Source organism: Thermococcus sp. P6 (assembly GCF_002214525.1).
Taxonomy (GTDB): domain Archaea; phylum Methanobacteriota_B; class Thermococci; order Thermococcales; family Thermococcaceae; genus Thermococcus.
This window is the reverse complement of the sequence record NZ_CP015104.1, coordinates 889,310-905,955: the sequence shown is the minus strand read 5'-3', so window position 1 is coordinate 905,955 and position 16,646 is coordinate 889,310. Positions and strand designations below refer to the sequence as shown.

The window sequence follows — 16,646 nt, the reverse complement described above, 5'->3', positions numbered from 1 at the left end:
AGTTGGTTTTAGAAGGTGAGGAAGATGTTTAAGAAAATATTATATCCGACAGATTTTTCCGAGGATGCGGAAAAGGCGCTGGAATACGTAAAAAAATTGAAGGAAGCGGGAACCGAAGAGGTTGTGATACTCCATGTCATAGACCTTGTCTATCTGGAAGCCTATGAAGATGTTTATTCACTTGAGGGTATGGATACGGAGCAAATAATGGAAAAAATAAAGGATGAAACAATGAAGAAACTGAAAGGGATAGAAGAAAACCTCCGTTCTCATGGACTGAAAACAAAGCTCTCAGTAAGGATGGGAAAGCCCTGTGCGGAGATAGTGAAGGCGGCAGAAGAGGAAAATGTCTCCCTCATAGTCCTTGGTTCCACAGGCAAAGGGACCGTCTCGGAAGTAGTTGAACGCTTGCTTGGTTCAACCGTTGAAAATGTGGTAGCTCATGCCAAAACGCCGGTTTTAGTGGTGAGGTGATAAGGATGAGTCGCTTAGTGAAGTTAAAGGACCATCTGGATAGATTCCTGATCCTGTACGTTACCATTGCCATGATAGTCGGGTTCGTTACAGGAAGGCACATCAATCCAGAAGAGTACTCCAGTACGTTCAAGACATTGAACATGATCGTGGTCATCAGTATGATTTATCCGATGATGATCACTCTTAATATTGAAGCCACTGGGAGAGGCCGCAAAATCTGGAAAGCAGATATTGATAGCTCTGATAATAGGCCTCGTCTTTGCCCCGCTGCTAATCTTTGGCCTGAATTTGCTATTCCATATAAATCCAACCCTATCCCTCGGTCTCACCCTCGCCATGGTCGTCCCATGTTCGTCAATGGCGATCGCTTACACGGGTCTATCCGACGGCAACCTGGAACTGGCTACCATTGTTGTTGCCCTGAGTTTCACACTCGCAATCGTAACGGTTCCGGGCTGGCTAAAAGTGTTCGCAAGTAGCTATCATCTTACCATTTCCGCATGGCTTTTGATAAAGACAATAATCATCGTCGTGTTTATACCCTTGTTCTTTGGCTATCTCACAAGAGTTGCTCTCTTGAGAAAGATGGGAGTTGAGGGCTTTGAAAAGATAAGGCCCCTGTTCCCTTCCATATCGATACTGGGTATGTTCGCAATAGTGACCCTTATATTCTATGGAAAAGGCAAAGCTCGTGGCCGCCAAGCCAGGTGCGGTGGGAATTGCAATGGTACCTCTGGCATTATACTATGCCATCACACTTTTGTTTTTGACGTTCTTTGATAAGAAAATAGGGCTAAGTTACGAGGACCATATGAGTATAGTTTTCACGTCCGTTGGGAAAAACGAAGGAACGGCAATGGCAATCGCCATGACTGCAGGAACGGGGTTAATGGCAATTCCCCCTGCAATAACACCAATACTGCAAATACCCTTCCTCGTTGGCTACCTAAAACTTGCACGGAAAATAAAAGAGTGGTGGAAGGAATAGAGACGAGAACCGAATGTTTTTCCAATTTAACTCTTCGTTTACTCTTTTTCAAAGGGGTCTGATGAGAGAAGGTAGGGATTGGTAGGGGGATAAGTTCTGCCGCAGGGGATATAATAATGGTGGACAAAGGAAGATGGGAGGGATGCCTGACCTAAGAACACGCCCGATTCTGTAGCAAGGGCTGCTTTAACCCCCGGCATGGAAAATAATTAAATACAGTTTTCACAATTAATTGTTAACAACGATATTTGAATCATCGAATGCGGTGAGAAGAAATGGTGACGAGGAGGGTTGAAGAATATGTAGAGACGATTTATGAAGTGGTTGAGAAGAAAGGTTACGCCAGAGTAAAGGACGTTTCACAGCTCCTTGGCGTGGGGGCCTCCACGGTCTCGGAAATGTTCAGGAAACTAAGTGAGGAAGGGTATGTAAACTATGAAAAATACGGAGGGGTGACGCTCACAGAAAAGGGAAAGAAACTGGCGATCGAACTATCGAAAAAACATAAAGCACTGCGAGAATTCCTCATCATACTCGGCATTGACGAGGAAATCGCTGACAGAGAGGCATGCATAATTGAGCACGCGGTGAGCCGCGAAGTTACAGACAGGATTGCAAAGTTTGTCAAGTTCATGAAAACCCGCAAGGATCCATTATGCCTAAAAAAATTTAAAGAGTACTATGAAACGGGCAAACTACCGGAATGCCCTAAACGTAAATCAGAATAAACCGGTTCAGGGGTCTCCCATGATAGTCATAATGGCCGGCGGGCGGTCGAGCAGGATGGGGACCGAAAAACCCGTCCTGAAAGTTGGCAAAGTTCCGATGCTCCTGAGGGTTTACGGGGAAGCCGAAAAGGTGGACGATAGCGTAGTTGCCCTCTCGAGGAACACCCCTAAGACGAGGGGGCTGTGTCTCAGCGAGGGGCTTCCCTTCCTGGAAACGCCCGGGAGGGGCTACGTCGAGGACATCGCCTACATCCTCCGCGAGCTCGGACCGTTCCTCAGCGTCTCGGCGGACCTGCCCTTCGTAAAGGGGAGCGATTTTCAGGCCCTGAAGGGGGCCTTCGATGGAAGGACGAGCCTGACCGGGGTTCTTCCTCTTAGTATAATTCCGAAGGACCTGAAACCCCTCACCTACAGGGGTTACGCCATAACCGGTTTGAACGTCGTTGGGACCGAAGGGGAGAGGTTCTTTGAGCTGAGCAACCCCCTTCTGGCCCTGAACGTCAACACCCCAAAAGACCTCGAACTCGCCCGGAGGATAGCCGGACTGGTGGGCTAAGACGCCCCAGAGGAGCCTGAAAGCCCCGGGAATTACCTCTGAAGGCCCTCTTCTATGATCCTATCCACATCGAGGTGTCTTTCCACCACCCGGGAAAACCTTTCTATCTCCTCCTCGATGCTCCATTCCCCGATGGAAACCGGCTCCAGGCCCTTCTCCCTCCTGAGGAAGTTGAGGAACCTTTCGGTGAATTCGAGGTTATGGAAGATCCCGTGGAGGTAGGTCCCGAAGGCCCTCTCGCCGATCGCCCCCTCCGGCTCAAAGGTCTTCTTCCCGTTGACGGACCTTATAAAGGAGAAGGGTCTCCTTGAGAAGCTCCTCCCAAAGCGTATCTCGTAGCCCTCAACGGCCATCCCCCCGGCAGGTTCCCACAGGACCTCGGCTGTTAGATGGTTCGTCCTTTTGGTTTCCTCGAAGACCGTTCTGGCCGGTAGCAGGCCGATGCCCCTCACCCTTCCGCGCTTGGATTCCACTTCATCCCTTATCGTCTCACCGAGCATCTGGAAGCCCCCGCAGATCCCCACCACGAAAGAGCCCTCCCGATGCGCCTCCAGTATGGCCTCCTCAAACCCATTCCGCCTGAGCCAGAGGAGGTCCTCAACGGTGTTCTTGCTCCCGGGGAGGATGATGAGGTCTCCCCCGAGCTCCCCGGGGTCGGTGACGTAGTCAACGCCGTTGGCCCATTGGAGGGGCTCGAAGTCGGTGAAGTTGCTTATGTGGGGGAGCTTTACGATCTGTATGTGGAGCTCGCCCTTCACCTTTGGGAACTCCGATAGGGAATCCTCCTCCGGGAGGCGGTGTTCGACGTACGGAATAACCCCGAGGGTCGGCTTCCCGTATCTCTCCTCGAGGTAGTCGAAGCCCGGCTTCAGGAGGGAAGCGTCCCCGCGGAACCTGTTGAAGACGAAGCCCATGAGGGAATCCCTTTCCTCTGGTCTTAGGAGTTCCATCGTGCCCACGATGCTCGCGAAGCTCCCTCCCCGGTCTATGTCCGTGACGAGGATTCCCCGGGCGCTGGCGTGGAGCATTACGCGGGTGTTCGCTATGTCGTAGTCCCTGAGGTTTATCTCCACGGGACTGCCGGCGCCCTCGATCAGGACCACATCGTGCTCCTCCTTGAGGCGATCGAGAACCTCCATGGCCTTCCCGAAGAGCTCCTCCTTGCGTGAGAGCATGTAATCGCGCGCTGAGGCGCTGCCGATGGGCTTTCCCATGAAGACGACCTGACTCCTCATTCCCCCTTCCGGCTTCAGGAGAATCGGGTTGAACCTCACGCTCGGCTTCTTCCGGCAGGCCAGCGCCTGAAGGTACTGGGCGCGGCTTATCTCGCCCCCCTCGATGCTCGGGGCGGAGTTGAGGCTCATGTTCTGGCTCTTGAAGGGAACCACATCGTAGCCCCTGTTAGAGAGTATCCGGCACAGGGCCGTTACGAGGAGGGATTTGCCGGCTCCGGAGGAAGTTCCCAGAACCATAAGGGCCTTTCCCACTTCACCCACCGGAGAAAGTCGGGGAAAGAGTATATAAACCCTTGGATAAAACGTCCATCGGTGATAACATGGACAGCCTCTTCCTTCTCGTCATCGGAAACACCGAAGTAAGCACCGTCCCCGGAATAAGCGTTGCCGGGGCCACGCCGGAACTTACGAAGCTCACTCCAGTGGCTGATGCGGAGTATCTCTTCCACGAGAAGCCCCTGACGATCGATGAGATCCCCGTAACCCCGGAGGGGCACCCGACCCCGGCGATAATCACCAAGGCCGCGAGGGAACTCTCCAGCTTCCCCCTTCTGGTGGTGAGGGGTGGGACCTACTTAGCTCCCAGCGTTCCGCACGTGCACATCAGCGACGCCGTTGGAAGGGACTTCAGGAGGGAACCGGCCCTGCCGGAGTTCGGGGAGATAATCGAGAGGGCGAAGCTCCTCGGGAGGGAACTCGAAAGGCTACCCGTTGAGGAGCTTGTAATAGGGGAGTCCACCCCGGGGGGGACGACGACCGCTCAGGCCCTTCTCCGGGCCCTCGGCTACGGGGCGAGAACCTCCTCGGCCTCTCCAAACAACCCGCAGGAGCTCAAGGAGAGGGTCATCAGCGAGGCCTTCGCAAGGCTTGGGATAAAGGCCGGGGACCTTAAGGACAACCCGCTCGAAGCCCTGAGGCAGTTCGGGGATCCGATGATGGCCACCGTTCTCGGCCTGTCCCTCGGCTTCAGGAGAAACGTGACCCTTGCCGGTGGAACCCAGATGCTGGCCATCGCGGCGCTCCTCAAAGCCCTCGGTGAGGGCCTGAGCAGGTTCATGATAGCGACGACGAAATGGGTTGTGATGGACAGAAGCGCCACCTTCATCGAAACGGCGAAGGAGATAGGGATAATCACCTACGCGGCCGATCTGGACTTTTCAGGGAGCAGGTTCAAGGGCCTGAGGGACTACGAGAGGGGCTACGTCAAGGAGGGCGTGGGAGCCGGAGGGGCGACGTGGCTCGCCGTGAAATCGGGCTTTTCGCCGAAGGAGGTCTCGAAGAAGGTCGAAGAGCTCTACGAAAGGCTCATGAAGCTCAAGGGAACCTCAGGATAGTTTATCTCCCACTCCTCTTTTCCTCCCACTTCCGAAGGCTCTCCTCGAGTGCCCTCCTGACGGCCCTTCCGATATTAACCCCCAGAGGGGTGGCCGTTCCGGCCCATTCCTTCTCCCCCTCGAAGCTGAAAACCCCGATACCGTCGCTCGTTGTTCCGGTGGCGTTGTAGCCGAGTTTTAGAAGGGTGTAGGTCTTTGCCTCGGTTGCCGTCATTATGGCGTTGGCCATCGCACCGACGGTCAGACCGTCCTCTATCACTATGGCCATGTTTATAGTTCCGGGCTTCCAAGGGGGAGGTTCCTCGCCGGCTATGGCGGGGTTGGTTATTCCCGCGGTCACGTAGGCGGTAACGCTCCCGCTTCTGGCCGTGGAAAGGATTTCCCTGACCTTGGCCGCCGTCATGAAGCCCACGAAGTTTTCGAGTTTCTGCTCCCTTTCAAAGGCCGCACAGTCCCTCCTGTAGTCTCCGGAGTAGTTTTTGGGAACCATCATGAAGAAGAAGCCGCTGGCTCTGGTTAATCCTCCCCTGTGCGGTGCGTTGCTCAGGGCGAGCATCGGCCGTTCGAAGGGTCTTATGAAGTGCTGGAACTCCATGAGTGCACCTCAACCGGCGGGAATATAACGCTTGCCCCTACTAAAAGGTTATTAAGTTCGCGACCAAGTTCGACCGGTGGTAGTATGGGCGTTGAAGAGCACAGGAGGAAAGCCCCTAAAAAGTTCAGATTCGCGGTTGTAACGGTCAGCGACACTGCGAGCAGGGGCGAAAAGGAGGACACGAGCGGAAAGTTCCTCGTCAGGGAACTTGAAGATGCCGGTCACGAAAGGGTTCTCTACAGGGTTGTTCCAGACGAGAAGATGGAGATAATAGGCGCGGTGGTCGATGCCTTCAGGAAGGGGGCGGACGTTGTGGTTACCTCGGGGGGAACCGGAATAACCACCAGAGACGTTACGGTCGAGAGCCTCAGACCCCTGTTCGATAAGGAACTGGTCGGCTTCGGCGAGGTCTTCAGGCTGCTCAGCTACGAGGAAATCGGAACCGCGGCCATTCTAAGCCGGGCGACCGCTGGAATCGTAAGGAGCTCCGGAAGGGTTATGGCGGTGTTCTGCCTGCCCGGAAGCCTCGGGGCGGCAAAGACCGGGATAAAGATCATACTCAGGGAAGCGGGTCACGTTCTGAAGCACGGGGGGGAGTGAGATGAAGGAGTTCAAACGCTTAATAGCCTACCGCGAGGCCCTAAGTCTTCTGCTCAACGACCTGAAGGAAATCCCCGATGGCGAAGAGGTCGAACTCGAAAAGGCCCTCGGAAGGGTGCTCGCTGAAGACGTGGTTTCCCCCATCGCCAGCCCTCCCTTCGACAGGTCAGCCGTCGACGGCTACGCGGTGAGGGCCGAGGACACGTTTCAGGCGAGGGAGTACAGACCCGTCGAGCTGAGGGTCGTTGACGAGATCACCGCCGGGGAGGAGAGCCGGGAAAGGGTCGAACCCGGAACGGCCGTAAAGCTCACGACGGGCTCCAAAATGCCCGAAGGAGCGAACGCGGTCCTGATGCAGGAGATGGCCGAGCGCGAGGGGAACGTCATACGGGTTCTCAGGCCGGTCGCACCGGGCCAGAACGTGTCCTTCGCCGGGGAGGACGTCGGAAAGGGAGAGACCGTCCTGAGGAAGGGTCAGGTTCTCAGACCTCAGGATCTGGCACTCCTCAAAAATCTGGGCTTTAAGAGGGTGAGGGTGAAGAGAAAGCCCCGCGTCGGGATAATAGTAACCGGCAACGAGCTGGTGGAGGAGTTCGACGAGAAGGCGCTTCAGTCCGGGAAGATCCTCGAGAGCAACTCCATCATGCTGGAAGGCCTCGTGAGGCAGTACTTCGGCGAACCGGTTTTCTACGGCGTTCTTCCGGACGACGAGGGGGCAATAAGAGAAACCCTCGAGAGGGCGAAGCGGGAGAACGACCTCGTTCTTATCACCGGTGGATCGGCTTTCGGGGATACCGACTTTGCCCACCGCTTCATCAGGCTCCTTTTCCACGGAACCACGATAAAACCGGGAAGACCGATGGGCTACGGCGAGAGGGTCTTCGTGATGAGCGGTTACCCAGTGGGCGCCTTCGTCCAGTTCCACCTCTACGTGAAGCACGCCCTTGCAAAGCTCACCGGAGTCAGGGACTACGAGGTCAAGGTACGGGGGAAGCTCGCGGAACGGGTTTCGAGCCAGCTCGGACGCTACGAGTTCGTTAGGGTCCGCTACGAGAACGGCATCGTAAGACCCCTGAAGAAGAGGGGAAGCGGGCTGATAAGTTCCCTGACGGAGAGCAACGCCTACCTCGAGATACCCGAGGACAGCGAGGGCTACCTTGAAGGTGAAACCGTGGAGGTAGTGCTCTACTAAATCGGGAACTATGGCCCGCCCTTAACCCCCGCCCTCATCGGTGCCCTTCGGCGAACTCGGACGGGTTAACCCGGGCGGGCCGTCCTGTACTCGGCCCGGGTTTCCCGCGGTCATCGTGCTCCGTAACGCGGAAGGCCCTCCCGCGGGGACCTCGCTGGGGCCGAGCTGTAGCCCCCACATCGCCCCCCGGTTCATTGTCCCCGGGGTCCTCGCGCGGGGGCATTGATGGATGGGCGGAGGAATATATAAAGGTGTCCCACCACGGAGCGGGTTTTGGGGCTTTTCTTTTCCGCCACTGGATGGCGCAGAGACCATTTGCCTGTCTTGTTAGGATATTCAACGCACAGCACTAAAAACAAGAAAGGAAAGGGCCAATCCCACGGCAAGAGATATCAAAGCGGCCAAAATTAGTTTTGCAAGATCTTTTAAATCCCCAATATAGGTTACGTTCTCAAGCCCCACCAACTTTATGGATAGTGGAGAAACAGCATACGTCAGTAAGATAGCCAGCACAAACGGAAACGCATCGCTCTCGAGAGTTCCACCTTTTAGGAGATAGACCACCATGCCAATCCCAAGTAAAACGTATCCCGTCATGTATGCCCTCTCGGAATACTCCTCTGCACCTGCAATACCCCCAAAGGCGAGTTTTTTTACAGCATACCCCAGAACGAACCAGAAGACAAGCCACAACAACGGTGTAACACTGGAGTATTCAATCGTTGCATAAACGGCAACACCACCAAAAAACAAAAGTATAAACAGCCGAAGGACAATACCCCCCAGTTCTTTCATGCCACATCACCCCCGCTGATGGATACGGTAAGCCACCCCTCCTACACAGCCAACACACGCTAATATAACTTTATCCGGCCTCTATGTAGATCCCAACGGGCACTTTGGTATCACATGCCCCCACGTGGTAGGTGTAACGGCTAACACCCATGTAGATGGACTCAGGAACATTTTCACCCGTACCCGACCATTCTCCATAGTTCTGCATCCCGCCGTAAACCTCGAAGGAAGTTGAAGATGCGTAGTGTATCCCGGCGCTCAATCCCGCGGCCCATGGGGGGACGGCGCCACCGCTCAGAGCCACGGCGAGAGCCCCAACGGGAGCCCCGATGCCAAAATCCACCGAACAGGAGCCGGAAGCGTCCGAGATCAGGCGGAAGAGGGGTTCTGAATCGTTAACTCCGAGTGTCGTTGCGTAGCTCATCTGAGTCCCGCTTAGAAGGGGCTCCATAATTCCCGGATCCGGGAGATCGTCAGCACTCCCTCCTACGATCCTATCCCCTTCGGTTTTTACGCCATTAAAGCCCTCTTGAATCCTCTCATTACCCGTGGGGACGCAGTTTTCAAGACTCGCCGTGCAGTAGTATTCCCTCTGGTGCAGGTGGTAGGGCTTTGCGTAAATGTAGATGTGTCCTCTCTGTTCAGGCCCGAGCAGGAGGCCCTCGGTGAAGTAGAACCTGTTTGAGATGGAGTAGAAGTCATCCCCATAGATGTCAAGGCGCGGGGTCTCTTTTTCCGAAATTTTGTAGCCGTACGCCACGGTAAGCCCAAACCCCGTGATGTAGTCATGTACAATATCGACCCATGCATTAACAATCCCCGAGCGGGAGTGTTTGTTGTTGACGATCAGCACGGGAACCCTTACGTAGTCGGAAGGCACCCACGAGAGGCCCCAGTCGGTCTTCCAGTAATAGAACCGCCCGCTGGAGCCCTGAGTCGAAACGTTTCCGGGAAGATCCCCCTCGCTAAGGTTGAACTTCACGACCTTCTTAAATCCCTTTTCGATCTCCTCCGTGTTGTAGTTGACCACGGCAAAGCCCCTATAAACTTTGCCGGCTTCATGGTCAACAACCCATGTGGATATCACGAAGGCAGAGCCGATCCCCTTCGGATACTCCTTCCTCCACTTTGAGAGCATCCCCCGAAGTTTCCCATCGCTCAGGGGTATTTTAAGGGCGTTCCCGGAATCCCAGAACCTGAGGTAGCCCGGCTTTTTTAGGGTCACATAGACAATTGTTTCGTAAACTTCCTCTGTTGGCATCAGCGCATCCACCTGAACCTGAACCTCAACGTTCCCGGAGATCTCCGTAAGGGGGCGGTTTCTCTCATCGACCAGCACAAACTCGACGCCGGGATTTCGTTGCATATAAGCCAGCACCGGGAGTGAAGCGACAATCACCAACACCCCAAACAATAATCCAATCGATTTCCGGGAAAGTTCCACATTGCAACGCCCAGTAATAAAAATATCAAAAGACCATATAAACCTTACGCTTACGAAGGGCTAAACGAACATGCTCTTCAGCACGTCAGCGCAGCCGCAGTTTCTCTCCTCCGGGATCTTCGGTATCGCCCTCTTGAGAAGCTCCTGAACCTTATAGTTGTTTTCATTCATAACCTTCAGCACTTCCTGGGCATCTACGGGCTTATCGGCCCATACGTCGTAATCAGTAACGGTCGCAATGTTGGCGTAGCACATTCCAAGCTCCCTCGCGAGGTTTATCTCTGGCACGAGGGTCATGCCGATGATGTGGGCGTACTGCCTGAACATGAAGCTCTCGGCCCTCGTCGAGAACCTCGGGCCCTCGATGCAGACGTAGGTACCCTTCTCGTGTACGGGGAAGCCGAGTTCCTTAGCGGTTTCGTAGAATATTCCCCTCAGCTCGGGGCAGAAGGGATCGGCCATCGAAACGTGGGCCACCCTCGGACCGTCATAAAAGGTGTACTCGCGCTTTTTCGTGAAGTCGATGAACTGATCGGTTATAACTATATCTCCGGGCCTGTACTCCTCCCTAAGGGAACCTACGGCGGTTATCCCGATAACGCGCTCGACGCCGAGTTCTTTCAGGGCCCAGATGTTCGCCCTGTAGGGGACCTCGTGGGGCGGGAACTCGTGGTGCTTCCCGTGTCTCGGTATGAAGGCAACCTCAACGCCCTCGACCTCGCCAATCTCCACCGGGGCCGAAGGCCTTCCGTAGGGCGTGTGTATCTTTATCCTCTCTCTGGGCTCGAAGACGCCGTAAACGCCGGAACCTCCTATTATTCCTATCTTTGGCATGGACATCACCGTGTCAAGATAAACCCCGAATTATTTAAGGATTGCCTTTAAGCTGGCAGGCAGGCGATAGCTTCGATTCTTAATCGGCCACAAAGCCGGAAAGTCCCTGAACAGGGAAATAAGCGTCCGGGAGCATCTAATTTTCTTTCAATCCCCGGCGTTTTAATCCCGATCCCCGTGTTTGGGTTCAGCCTTACTGTTTTCAAGGGAGAAACGCCACTCTATGCCATGATATACGAATTTATAACCAGGGATGCCTATGAGGGGATTCCCGGAGAGGGTGCGTACCTGAACGGAAGGAAGATACATGTTAGACCCCTGAATGAAAGACTTATTGCCCTGGATTTATACACGAGAGGAAGGGGAAGTGGAATCTTAACAAAAATCAAGAGAACCCGGCTCTTGGGTGCAGTTGCCGTGGAGCTGGCATACCTGGCGAAGGGGAGCATAGATGGAGTCGTGGACATAAGGAACTATGTCAGGCCAACGGATATAGCGGCTAGCTATAATATGCAAGTGTGAACACTATTACGAGGGTTCTCTCTACGGTAAGATGCCATGAGCCTTCATCCATCACCCATCCAGCAGTAATTTTCCACTCCTGCTTTCCCGTTGTTTCCGGGGACACCGTAAACTCGAATCCCGGCTCTATTTTGATAGTTTTTACTGTTCCATAACTTCCCCAACTGCAAAAGTCATGATTCCATCTTGCCACATCTACACCAAAATCACTGTGATCTGTTATTTCACATATGTAATTGCCCGAGTAACTCCATGAAAGATCTGGACTTACTGAACCCCAACCAAGACTCACCCCCACACTTGCCCCAACATTTGAAATTGAAGTCGGATCGTAATCCCTCAGTTCATAAATATCCGTGTATTTTTTAAGGGAATACGTGTTCTCCAGATAATCATTTTTAAAGTAAGACCATCCCAATTCACGCCCGGATATGATTTGAGTTGTTGCCCGCACTGCCCATAAATCCATATCACTCCAAGGATCATCGGTATAGTACATTAACCTGTGTTCAATGTTCAGTCTACCGAATGGTTTCCATGCATCATAGGAACTCCAGCTTATATAACTATTCGTCACCCAGTTGCCCCCGGTACTTAAGGCTTCAAAAGCGGCAGTCCTTAACATCCCTGGGGTTAAGTTTCCGGCATACCCCTTTATATAAATTCTACACTTTCCGTTCGGAAGTTTTTTCATGAGTTTGTAGGCATAAACCTTGGTTCTAACTAACTTTCCGCGGGAGTCTGAATAATAAAAGTCCACTGAGGGGCAATTCATCTTTAAGAGAGTTCGCCTCATCTGGTAAAGGGCATCCTCTCCAATGGTTACAATGACAAATCCCCTCTTCAATGCTTCACCCAGATCAACCTCATTCTCATTGAGACTTCGGTTTATGATAATAATCCCCTCTTCTCCGGATAATGCTTTGAAGCCATTCAGAGTAGATACCTTATTAAACCCGGCTTTCTGAACAATGGCCGCCACTTCTGGCGATCCAACGTAATATACAGCCGGCGTTGTGTTTGAAGCTCTCATGTTCACTCCTTCCAATGTTGTGCTTGAAGTTCTTATATCCATCACTCCTAAAATTAATAACCCCAATAGCAAACTCAAGAATTTCCTCCACATTGTGGAACCTCCTTGTAGATTATGCATTGATACGTTAAACTTTAATGTTTATAAATTTTTTCATTGGTATGTTGAAATTCAATGTTTATAAATTTTTTGGGTCATAGTAAGTATACTACGGATGAGCAGTAGGATATTTTAGGGCTTTACTGGGCTTGTATAATAATTCAGAAATCGCGTAATAAGAGTTTATCACCGTTTTCTCTTTTACTATCTGTTTCTTTTTGATCTGTTTCTTTTTGTGATCTTCTGGGTCGGCTTATCACGGAAGGGGGTTGAATGGAATACTCCAAGAGCAGCACTTTTCATGCTTTTTGGACTCCTTATCATGATCCTCATAACAATGTATGTGGGAAGGGCTTCCAAAGAAGCGCTAATTAAAAGCAACAATTTTAACCATACGCTGCCGGGATAAGCCTTGGCAGGTTTAATTTCCATATTTCAGAAAAAGGGGGAAATGTCTTCGCGGGATTCAGATTTAGGAGCCAAAAGACCATCGGAGACTTTCTTATTTTGAGGTTATAAGTTCTGCAGCATAATAAATGAAGAATTGCATTGTCATGGAGTAGGTTACAGGTATGAAGTAGTACTTGTAGAAGAGAACCCATGAAACCAGAACCCAGGATAAGTGGTAAAGGAACAAGCATTTGATACTAAGGTCCTTGAGTAAAGCAGAGGCCATTGTCTTTAATGGGCTTAAGTTGCTTCTAAGCAGTATTATGAAAACAAACAGCAGGAACATGGAGGACACCAGATAAAAACCCACCAAGTGACCATTTAAGTAAGGGTACACTTTTAACCACAGTACCAAGAGGCACACCTTTAACCACAGTGCCAAGATTAACAGGACACCGGGAGGAATGACCACCAGCCCCTCAAGGAACTCTTCTTTGGAAGAAGCTTTAGAAAGTTTGTACGTCATTAGTAGTATCATACTAACACCCGCAAACGTATAAGCCCACCAGCCCGAATATGAATTTGCAGTAAAATCAGCCCACCAGTACGGATATGAAATTTCAGTAAAATAGAAGGACATCACCGCGATCACAAGTTCAATGAAAATTGTAAGGTGGAAAAGCAATCGAGTGTCCGGGAGTCTGTTTAAATCCACCACATCACCCCCACAGGCTGATCCCTGAACTGAACTCCTCCCTCAAGTCCACGAACAGCAGGTACATACCGAGCGCCGCTACCAGCGAACCGACCGCCAGACCCCAGTTGTTCTCGTAAACACCGAGCATGAAGAAAGGTCCTAAAATCATCACCAAAAATAGCGGCGTGACACGCCATATTCTCGACTCGCCGTTCGAAGCCAGCCGTCCCTTGCAGAGTCCATAATCGGTTAGTAGAACGAAGGTGTGGAGGGCAGCCAGCATCATCAGGAGATAAATTGCTTTGACGACTCCTATAAAAAAGGCGCTGGCGAATATTGTAATCAGATCCGCCCCCAGGATAATGTGAATTAACCCCGGATACTCCTCTTCGGGATAACGAAGTACCATCCACAGGACGATCGCCCAAACGTAAAGCCCTGAAAGGCTCATACTCACGAAGACAAGGACTCTTCCAACGTCCCTGATGGACACGTACAAAAGGAAAAGGGAAGCGAGGTAAACAACAAGACCCCTTAACCTCATGCACACACCCCCTCACGGTATTCCAGTGTGTTCATAGATAAAACCCCGAATGTAAATCCAAACACTGCTCCCAGCAAGGCTCCTGTGTTAGAGTTCCAACGTTATCCCCCATCTGAGGGGGTTGGGACCCTAACATAGTCTGAAATCACCAACATTACGGGCGCCAAATCAGCTAACGTTGATGCAACCCCCACTATTTCCCCCAACATACCGGCCACCTCGATTGCCAGCCGACCAGACTGTTTAGCCACTTCCTCAAGAGTACACACCACCCTCGAGCTCCACCGGCCGGGCAGTCAAAGCAACCTAAAGCTGTGAGTACTATACCGTGAGACGCTTATGGTTCCGATCTTCGAATCCCACAGCTTACCATCCTCCAGCACCTCAATGCGCCACCCGTGACCCCCGGCCTGAGCAGTCCACGTCAAAGTCACCAGCTCTGAGCTCCCTCCACCAAGCCATAGGTTCTCCCTCGACTTTTCGTTACCGTCGATGAAAAGCTTTACAGTCACATTCTTCGACACGGAAAATGGGTTCTTAATCATCACGTCAAAATTCACGATGTCTCCTGAGACCGGTGTTTCGGGCGAGACATCAACTCCAGCTATCCTGACGGTACGACTATCCACCTTAACTCTTCCGCTGAAGCTTTTGGAGATACCATTTCCAAAGTCGCACTTACCACTGTACCCGAAGGTTCCCGGACTGGAATAGCTAACATTTCCTATTCGTTCGACAACATATCCAGACGCTCCCACGCCGATTTCCTTGTTTAACCGCACGGTACCCACCTGAGTGCCCGTCTCCGGGTAAGTTGCCACGAGGGTGCATGTTCCGGTTACAGGCTTACGATTATAGTTGTAAACAATCACCGTGAAGGGCACACTATCACCCTCATTAATCTCGACTTCACCCGGAATACTAACGGATATCTTGTTTGGGTCAATTGCATCCTCCAGTTTTATGGTGGCGGAGTATTCCCTGATGATCTCCATCTCCTGTTTTCTTCCCGTTGAATTATTCGTCGGTACGGGCCCCGGGCTTGAGGTGTAGGTTATTTTGACCACTCCCATAACCTGAATTTCACCGCTCCCAGAAATGAACTCGCTCTCCCCGCTTGTTATTATGCCACCCTCTCCGGGAGAGAGAAAGGCCATGGATTTTGAATCCTCCAAGTAGGCCCCTTTGAACTTTACGCTAATATTGGATACTGCATTGTTCTCAACATGGTAGTGAACTACGACCCTATACATCGCAAACTTATACATTCCATAGGCGGTGCCTTTGTGGGTAACCTCAACTTCAACGTCATCAACCCGGAATATGCCCCAGGAACTCTGAGGATCGAGGGCAAGCCTTTCAATTTCGTCCGCGATCTTTGTTGAGCCTGAGTCCGAAGAGGAACCATCTTTTATCGGTCTGGTCGTGACTTCACTTGAGACCCTAACCACTTTAAGGGCGTTCTTTAACTCCGCAACTTTCTGGTTGAGCATTCTATCAATCTCAGCGTTACCATTCCCATAATTTCTGGCCTTCACGAGGGTGTAAACGTTCCCAATGAGCTCGTAGGCCTTAAGTGCATCGGGCCAGTAGTAGGTTGTGGTGTTGACCACTTCTTCGGTACCTGTTATACGGGTAAGGGTCACCGTGAACATTAGGCCGCCGTTCTCAGTTTGTTCCACGTTTGTAACCTTGCCTGTTAATGATGTCAACCGGTCAGTCCCGGGACTGTAGAGAAGCATCCTGTTTTCTCCGGATGAATTTCCCAACATTAAGAGATAAACATAATCTCTCAAACTTTTAATGGCAGTTTCCATGTTTTCATAGTCCTGCTGGGAGTACTCCCTGTAAAAAGACACCCACCGAACTGCCATGAGGGGGTTAATTAACCTATCCTCACTGTTCGTTGTCGGGGCTTCAATGGGCCGGGTCCACTTCCACATCTCCAGCGCCCAGGATTCGTAATGGTTATACTTGAAGCCGACTCTAATGAAGCTCGTTGAGAGGTCCTCCAAAAAGGAGGTCATGTTAAAACCTTCCGTAATGTTTTCACCGTTCTGAACAATATAATCCTCCAGAGCACGAATTTGTTCATCAGTCCACCCCTGCTCTTTAAGAGCATTAACGGTCTCCGGAGGCAGGCCGTTCTCGCTGATGTTCAGGGACATTTCACGCAGTTCTTCGGCAGAATAATAAGTCTTAACTCCCGATGATTTGAGTTCTTCCAAAGCCTGCCAGGTTAAGGCCGAAAGGTTTGCCGCGTTCTCTGCACCGAGGCGGGAATTCTGAACCAGATCTGGAGCAAGACCGAGGTTGCCGATTTCGACTCCGACAACAAGCTCTGCTTCCCTGTTTAAGATATCCCAGAACTCAGTGTACGCGCTGGTGGTTCCTGTGGATGTGCCACTCGCCCCCACCACAGGGGTGAAAATGGGCGTACCCACAACAGCTCCGGCCAGAAGTGCTATCAACCACACCCCAACCAGCCGCTCCATCATTACCACCCTTCCGATTAACATAATCCTTCACGAGAGTAATAGGTGCCGTATAAATATTTTTCGTTTCAGTAATCCACATAAAATT

At 51.8% G+C, this 16,646-nt stretch carries 18 protein-coding genes; 9 read left to right on the top strand and 9 right to left on the bottom strand.

The window, feature by feature from the left end:
* Positions 1–24: 24 nt before the first annotated feature.
* From A3L12_RS04910 to A3L12_RS04895, 5 genes are all read left to right on the top strand, one after another.
* Positions 25–474: a universal stress protein gene (locus tag A3L12_RS04910; RefSeq protein WP_088882577.1), complete on the top strand. Its 450-nt coding sequence runs from the start codon at positions 25–27 to the stop codon at positions 472–474.
* A 192-nt stretch (positions 475–666) separates the two neighbouring features.
* A complete protein-coding gene (locus A3L12_RS08500) occupies positions 667–1,257 on the top strand; it encodes a bile acid:sodium symporter (RefSeq protein WP_198300026.1) in 591 nt (196 codons plus the stop codon).
* Positions 1,151–1,465 (top strand): hypothetical protein, encoded by a 315-nt coding sequence (locus tag A3L12_RS08350; RefSeq protein ID WP_198300080.1) that lies wholly within the window; start codon positions 1,151–1,153, stop codon positions 1,463–1,465. The genes A3L12_RS08500 and A3L12_RS08350 overlap by 107 nt, the downstream gene beginning before the upstream one ends.
* A 275-nt stretch (positions 1,466–1,740) precedes the next feature.
* The gene (locus A3L12_RS04900) at positions 1,741–2,193 is read left to right on the top strand and encodes a metal-dependent transcriptional regulator (protein ID WP_088882576.1); all 453 of its coding nucleotides are present in this window, start codon (positions 1,741–1,743) and stop codon (positions 2,191–2,193) included.
* Positions 2,194–2,212: 19 nt separating this feature from the next.
* The gene (locus A3L12_RS04895; protein WP_088882575.1) at positions 2,213–2,749 is read left to right on the top strand and encodes an NTP transferase domain-containing protein; all 537 of its coding nucleotides are present in this window, start codon (positions 2,213–2,215) and stop codon (positions 2,747–2,749) included.
* 32 nt (positions 2,750–2,781) lie between these two features.
* Here the strand turns inward: A3L12_RS04895 and A3L12_RS04890 are convergent, their stop codons facing one another.
* Positions 2,782–4,236 carry a cobyric acid synthase gene (locus A3L12_RS04890; RefSeq protein WP_088882574.1) on the bottom strand — a complete coding sequence of 485 codons (1,455 nt, stop codon included), beginning with the start codon at positions 4,234–4,236 and terminating at the stop codon, positions 2,782–2,784.
* Between the two features lie 68 nt (positions 4,237–4,304).
* On the opposite strand from A3L12_RS04890, the gene cobT reads away from it, so the two are divergent.
* A complete protein-coding gene (gene cobT, locus A3L12_RS04885; RefSeq protein WP_088882573.1) occupies positions 4,305–5,318 on the top strand; it encodes a nicotinate mononucleotide-dependent phosphoribosyltransferase CobT in 1,014 nt (337 codons plus the stop codon).
* A gap of 1 nt (position 5,319) precedes the next feature.
* Here the strand turns inward: cobT and A3L12_RS04880 are convergent, their stop codons facing one another.
* Positions 5,320–5,913: an adenosylcobinamide amidohydrolase gene (locus tag A3L12_RS04880; protein WP_088882572.1), complete on the bottom strand. Its 594-nt coding sequence runs from the start codon at positions 5,911–5,913 to the stop codon at positions 5,320–5,322.
* A gap of 84 nt (positions 5,914–5,997) precedes the next feature.
* Here A3L12_RS04880 and A3L12_RS04875 point away from each other — a divergent pair, with 84 nt between their 5' ends.
* Together A3L12_RS04875 and glp are read left to right on the top strand one after the other, a co-directional pair.
* Positions 5,998–6,513 (top strand): molybdenum cofactor biosynthesis protein B, encoded by a 516-nt coding sequence (locus A3L12_RS04875; RefSeq protein WP_088882571.1) that lies wholly within the window; start codon positions 5,998–6,000, stop codon positions 6,511–6,513.
* Between the two features lies 1 nt (position 6,514).
* Complete coding sequence (gene glp / locus A3L12_RS04870; RefSeq protein ID WP_088882570.1) at positions 6,515–7,705, top strand: gephyrin-like molybdotransferase Glp; 1,191 nt, start codon at positions 6,515–6,517, stop codon at positions 7,703–7,705.
* 336 nt (positions 7,706–8,041) lie between these two features.
* On the opposite strand, the gene A3L12_RS04865 is transcribed toward glp, so the two are convergent.
* The 3 genes from A3L12_RS04865 to A3L12_RS04855 all read right to left on the bottom strand — a co-directional run bounded on the left by A3L12_RS04865 (position 8,042) and on the right by A3L12_RS04855 (position 10,778).
* Positions 8,042–8,500 (bottom strand): hypothetical protein, encoded by a 459-nt coding sequence (locus A3L12_RS04865; protein WP_088882569.1) that lies wholly within the window; start codon positions 8,498–8,500, stop codon positions 8,042–8,044.
* A gap of 70 nt (positions 8,501–8,570) precedes the next feature.
* Complete coding sequence (locus A3L12_RS04860; protein WP_232462916.1) at positions 8,571–9,899, bottom strand: hypothetical protein; 1,329 nt, start codon at positions 9,897–9,899, stop codon at positions 8,571–8,573.
* 105 nt (positions 9,900–10,004) lie between these two features.
* Positions 10,005–10,778 (bottom strand): S-methyl-5'-thioadenosine phosphorylase, encoded by a 774-nt coding sequence (locus A3L12_RS04855; RefSeq protein ID WP_088882568.1) that lies wholly within the window; start codon positions 10,776–10,778, stop codon positions 10,005–10,007.
* 228 nt (positions 10,779–11,006) lie between these two features.
* Between A3L12_RS04855 and A3L12_RS04850 the strand changes: the two genes are divergently transcribed.
* Complete coding sequence (locus A3L12_RS04850; protein ID WP_335755167.1) at positions 11,007–11,300, top strand: hypothetical protein; 294 nt, start codon at positions 11,007–11,009, stop codon at positions 11,298–11,300.
* On the opposite strand, the gene A3L12_RS04845 is transcribed toward A3L12_RS04850, so the two are convergent.
* The 4 genes from A3L12_RS04845 to A3L12_RS04825 form a co-directional block, all read right to left on the bottom strand.
* On the bottom strand, positions 11,278–12,375 hold the full coding sequence (locus A3L12_RS04845; protein WP_157726700.1) for a hypothetical protein: 1,098 nt from the start codon (positions 12,373–12,375) through the stop codon (positions 11,278–11,280). The genes A3L12_RS04850 and A3L12_RS04845 overlap by 23 nt on opposite strands.
* A 559-nt stretch (positions 12,376–12,934) precedes the next feature.
* On the bottom strand, positions 12,935–13,537 hold the full coding sequence (locus A3L12_RS04835; protein WP_157726699.1) for a hypothetical protein: 603 nt from the start codon (positions 13,535–13,537) through the stop codon (positions 12,935–12,937).
* A gap of 4 nt (positions 13,538–13,541) precedes the next feature.
* Positions 13,542–14,063, bottom strand: coding sequence for a hypothetical protein (locus tag A3L12_RS04830; protein WP_088882564.1), 522 nt, complete (start codon positions 14,061–14,063; stop codon positions 13,542–13,544).
* A 296-nt stretch (positions 14,064–14,359) separates the two neighbouring features.
* The gene (locus A3L12_RS04825; RefSeq protein WP_088882563.1) at positions 14,360–16,558 is read right to left on the bottom strand and encodes a hypothetical protein; all 2,199 of its coding nucleotides are present in this window, start codon (positions 16,556–16,558) and stop codon (positions 14,360–14,362) included.
* Positions 16,559–16,646 lie beyond the last annotated feature (88 nt).